Genomic DNA, 4,258 nt, shown 5'->3' on the forward strand with positions numbered 1-4,258 from the left:
AACGCCCACAACCGCATGCCCTTCGAAGGCAAGAAACGCAAGAGCCTGCCCAAACGCGAACTCCGAGCCACCCACGACTCCGACTATCTTGAACAACTCCTCTCCCTAATGTAGGGACCCTGCGCAAAATCCCGATCATAGGTCTTGGCGCGACCGCCCGGCAGGTCCAACCTGCGCTGACTTTTTCAATGAGCACTGTTCTGGAAACCATCGATGGCGGCACCCGCTATCTCGAAAAGCGCGGCATCGAGGACGCCCGCCGCAACATGCAGATGCTCGTCGCCCGCCAACTCGGCTGCACCCGGATGGACCTTTACCTCCAGTTCGACCGCCCGCTCGAGGAAACCGACCTCAGTCCGCTGCGCGAAACCTTGAAAAAGCGCGGCGAAGGCATCCCGCTCCAGCACCTGCTCGGCACCGTCTGGTTTCACAAACACGAGTTCAAGACCGATGCCCGCGCCCTCATCCCCCGCCCCGAAACCGAGGAACTCGCCGAATGGATCTTGAAATGGGAGCTCCCCACCGAGCTCGAAATCCTCGACATGGGCTGCGGCTCCGGCGTGCTCGGCCTCACCCTCGCCGCCGCCCGCCCCGGCTGGAGTGTCACCCTCGCCGACGTCTCGCCGGACGCGCTTTCCCTCGCCCGCGAAAACGCCGCCGCCCTCGAAATTTCCAACGCGGATTTCCTCCAAAGCGACCTTTTCACCGCCATCGACGCCCGGTTCGACGGCATCGTCGCCAATCTCCCCTACGTCCCGGAAGCCGAACGCACCACCCTCACCCGCGAGGTCATGCACGACCCCGCGCTCGCACTTTTCAGCGGCCACGACGGCCTCGACCTCATCCGCCGCTTCATCCCGGAGGCATTCCACCGCCTCAAGCCCGGCGGCTGGCTCGTCCTCGAAATCGGCCACGATCAGGCTTCACAGGTCGCGGAAATTTTACAAACGTCCGCCTTCACCGCCATCGAAGTGAAAACCGACCTGTCCGGAATCGCCCGGTTTCCCTTCGCCCGGCGGCCGTGAAGAAGTTGAGAGTTGATGGTTGAAAGTTGAGAGAAAGTCCAAGAACAGTCAAAACGGACCGCGGGATTCATCCCGGCTTTCATTCATTCATTCATCCTCTTCCCTCTCGACCATTTCGTTTCTGACTCTCAACTCTCAACCACTCACTCTCAACTCCACATGGACAAACTCCTCGTTCACGGCGGTGCCACCTTGCGCGGCTCGATCAATATTTCCGGCTCCAAAAACGCCTCGCTGCCCATCCTGGCCGCCGCCATCCTCACCGGCGAGGACTGCATCATCCGCCGCGTGCCCGACGTCTCGGACACCAACTACATGATCCAGATCCTCAGCGCCCTCGGCGCGGATGTGGAGCGTTCGTCCGGCACCGTCCGCATTTCCTGCGCCGAGGTCATCGATGAAGCGCCTTACGAACTCGTCCGCCGGATGCGCGCCTCGATCTGCGTGATGGGACCACTGCTCGCCCGCAACGGCCGCTGCGTCGTCTCGCTTCCCGGCGGCTGCGTCATCGGCGACCGCCCGGTGGACCTGCATTTGCGCGGACTCGAAGCGCTCGGCGCGAAAATCGAATTCGAAGGCGGAAACATCACCCTCACCGCCCCCGACGGCCTGCGCGGCGCGGAAATCGACCTCCGCGGCACCCACGGCCCGACCGTACTCGGCACCGACAACGTCATGATGGCCGCCACCCTCGCCGAGGGCATCACCATCATCGAGTCCGCCGCCGCCGAGCCCGAAGTCCTCGACCTCGCGAATTTCCTCAACTCGATGGGCGCGAAAATCACCGGCGCGGGCACCCGCCGCATCGTCATCGAGGGCGTGAAAGCACTTCGCGGCGTCGAGCACACCGTCATCCCGGACCGGATCGAAGCCGGCACCTTCATGGCCGCCGCAGCTCTGGCAGGTGACGGCGTCACGCTCCGCCGCGTCTGCCGCGAGCACATGAAAGCCATCACCGCCGCCATCGAAGCGTCCGGCCACAGCGTCGATTTCAACGAGGCCGGCGACACCTGCACCGTCCGCCGCAACGACGGCACCACCCAAGGCGTCAATCTCGTCACCGCCCCCTACCCCGGCTACCCCACCGACATGCAGGCGCAAATGACCGCCCTGCTCGCCACCACGCCCGGCATCAGCGTCATCAAAGACACCATTTTCCCGCAGCGCTTCATGCACTGCGCCGAGCTCAAACGGATGGGTGCCGACATCCGCGTCGATCACGGCACCGCCGTCGTCCATGGCGTCGCCCGGCTTTCCGCCGCGCCCGTCATGGCCTCCGACCTCCGCGCCTCAGCCGCCCTCGTCCTCGCCGCACTCACCGCCAAGGGCTCCACGGAAATCAGCCGCCTCTATCACATCGACCGCGGCTACGAGCACATCGACGAAAAACTCCTCATGCTCGGCGCCGACGTCGAGCGGGTGAAAGAGCGCTGAAGCGCAGGGAGAAAAAATACGCCATCGCCCGCGCCGTTGATTCCTGCAAAAAATCGATTTTCCTCCCTGAAATAGATGCGCTAGCGTTCACGGCATGATCACCATGGAAGAACGAGTGAAATCTTTGGAACAGGAAGGTGCTTGATACCAATCACCTCGCCGAACTCGAGGAAAACTCCGCCGCCGGACGACTCTTGCGCACGCGCCTCAAGAATCAACGCGCCCCCTGGCAACGACCATCATCACCGTCGAGGAACACCTTCGCGGATGGCTGGCGCTGCTCAACCGCTCCAATGACCCGGACTGGCAAATCCCGGTCTATGCGCGACTGCAAAAGCAGGTCGATTTGTTCGCCCACTGGCTGGTCCTTCCTTTCGATCAGGAAGCGGCAACATTGCTCCGCCAATTTCAAAAGCACCGACTCCGCATCGGCACCATGGATCTGAAAATCGCCTGCATCGCCATCACCCACGATGCCACGCTCCTCACCCGCAACACTGTGGACTTCGCCCAAGTCCCCGGCTTGCGGTTTGAAAACTGGCTGGATTGAAAAATCCAATTTCTCCCCCCTTCGATGTTCAATGTTGAGCGTTCAATGTTCGATGTTCCCTCCTCGGAGACCTCCGCGATCTCGACGACCTCGTCCTCCAGTTCGCCGACTCCGAGTCCGGCCCCCGCTTCATCCAAGCCTGGAAACAAGCCCGCATTATCATCGACGCCGGCCACCGCCCCGGCGAGGAAGAAGCGCCCGCTTCCCCGCCACCCGTCCCGCCCGCCCCCCTGAAAACGACCACCACCAGCCAGCCTTCCGTCACGCCGCCGGTTTTGCCATCCGATATCCGGAAGCAATGCTCGTCAGTCAGGGCGCGGTGGCTTCTTCGACATGGATCTTCACAAATCATCGTCGTTCGAATATCCAAGTGCCCCAGCAGTTCCTGCACACTGCGGATGTCCACTCCCCGCAGCACCAAATGCGTCGCAAACGAGTGCCGCACCGTATGCGCCGTCACCTTCTTCTCCAGCCCCGCCGCCTTCACCGCCGCCGCCAACGCCCGGCTCACCCGCGCCTCATGCGCGTGATGCAGCCGCCCCAGCCCGCCCGCCCGCGGATCTGCCGATAAACTCTTGGAGGGAAACAACCAGAACCACGGCCACCCTACCCCCGCCGCCGGATTCTTCACCTCATAAGCTCCCGGCAAATACACCCCCGCCAATCCTTCCTCCCGGTCCTTGTCATGAATCACCCGGCACTGCTGCATCTGCGCCTCCAATAACCCCACCAGGCTCTTCGGCATCGTCAGGACGCGATCCTTGTCGTTCTTGCCACCGCGCACCTCCACCTTTCCGCCTGATACATCCACGTCCTTCACCCGCAGCCGCAGGCATTCCAGCACCCGCAAACCGCAGCCATACAGCATCTTGGCCATCACCGCCTCCTCGCCCGTCATCACCATTTCCCCCGGATGTCGCAGCCCGTGAAAGTATACAAACTGCCGATACCATCCCACATAGGACTCCTCCGTCCTCAAACTGTAGTGCTTGAAGCGCATCACCTCACGGATTTGATCTTCCTATTTCATTGGCTTCGTTAAGAGATTTACCAATACAATTCGTGGATAAATCTCCACATCCCAAGGTTTTTGACAAGCTGATTTTCGCGGGATAACCTGCGGAAACGGGGAAATTTTTCTTTCCGTTAAATTGTTAAAATCTCAGCGGGCTGGCTGATGGACATTTGATACGAGAACTTGATCTCCCCAGCAAGCTCGGATTGCTCTTTCGCGCTGGGACGGGCCGGT

General features: G+C 61.6%; 4 protein-coding genes. 3 read left to right on the forward strand and 1 reads right to left on the reverse strand.

Annotation, left to right across the window (positions count from 1 at the left end; genetic code table 11):
- Positions 1 to 188: 188 nt before the first annotated feature.
- From prmC to AC4DF4_RS17995, 3 genes are all read left to right on the forward strand, one after another.
- Entirely contained in the window at positions 189 to 1,025 is an 837-nt protein-coding gene (gene prmC, locus AC4DF4_RS17985) for a peptide chain release factor N(5)-glutamine methyltransferase (protein WP_490049483.1), read from the forward strand.
- A 159-nt stretch (positions 1,026 to 1,184) separates the two neighbouring features.
- Positions 1,185 to 2,459, forward strand: coding sequence for a UDP-N-acetylglucosamine 1-carboxyvinyltransferase (murA, locus tag AC4DF4_RS17990; RefSeq protein ID WP_490049484.1), 1,275 nt, complete (start codon positions 1,185 to 1,187; stop codon positions 2,457 to 2,459).
- A 277-nt stretch (positions 2,460 to 2,736) separates the two neighbouring features.
- A complete protein-coding gene (locus tag AC4DF4_RS17995; RefSeq protein ID WP_490049485.1) occupies positions 2,737 to 3,009 on the forward strand; it encodes a type II toxin-antitoxin system VapC family toxin in 273 nt (90 codons plus the stop codon).
- 28 nt (positions 3,010 to 3,037) lie between these two features.
- Here the strand turns inward: AC4DF4_RS17995 and AC4DF4_RS18000 are convergent, their stop codons facing one another.
- Positions 3,038 to 4,021, reverse strand: a complete 984-nt coding sequence (locus tag AC4DF4_RS18000) for a tyrosine-type recombinase/integrase (protein ID WP_490049486.1) — start codon at positions 4,019 to 4,021, stop codon at positions 3,038 to 3,040.
- Between the last annotated feature and the right edge of the window lie 237 nt (positions 4,022 to 4,258).

It is taken from the genome of Luteolibacter sp. (genome assembly GCF_058122085.1).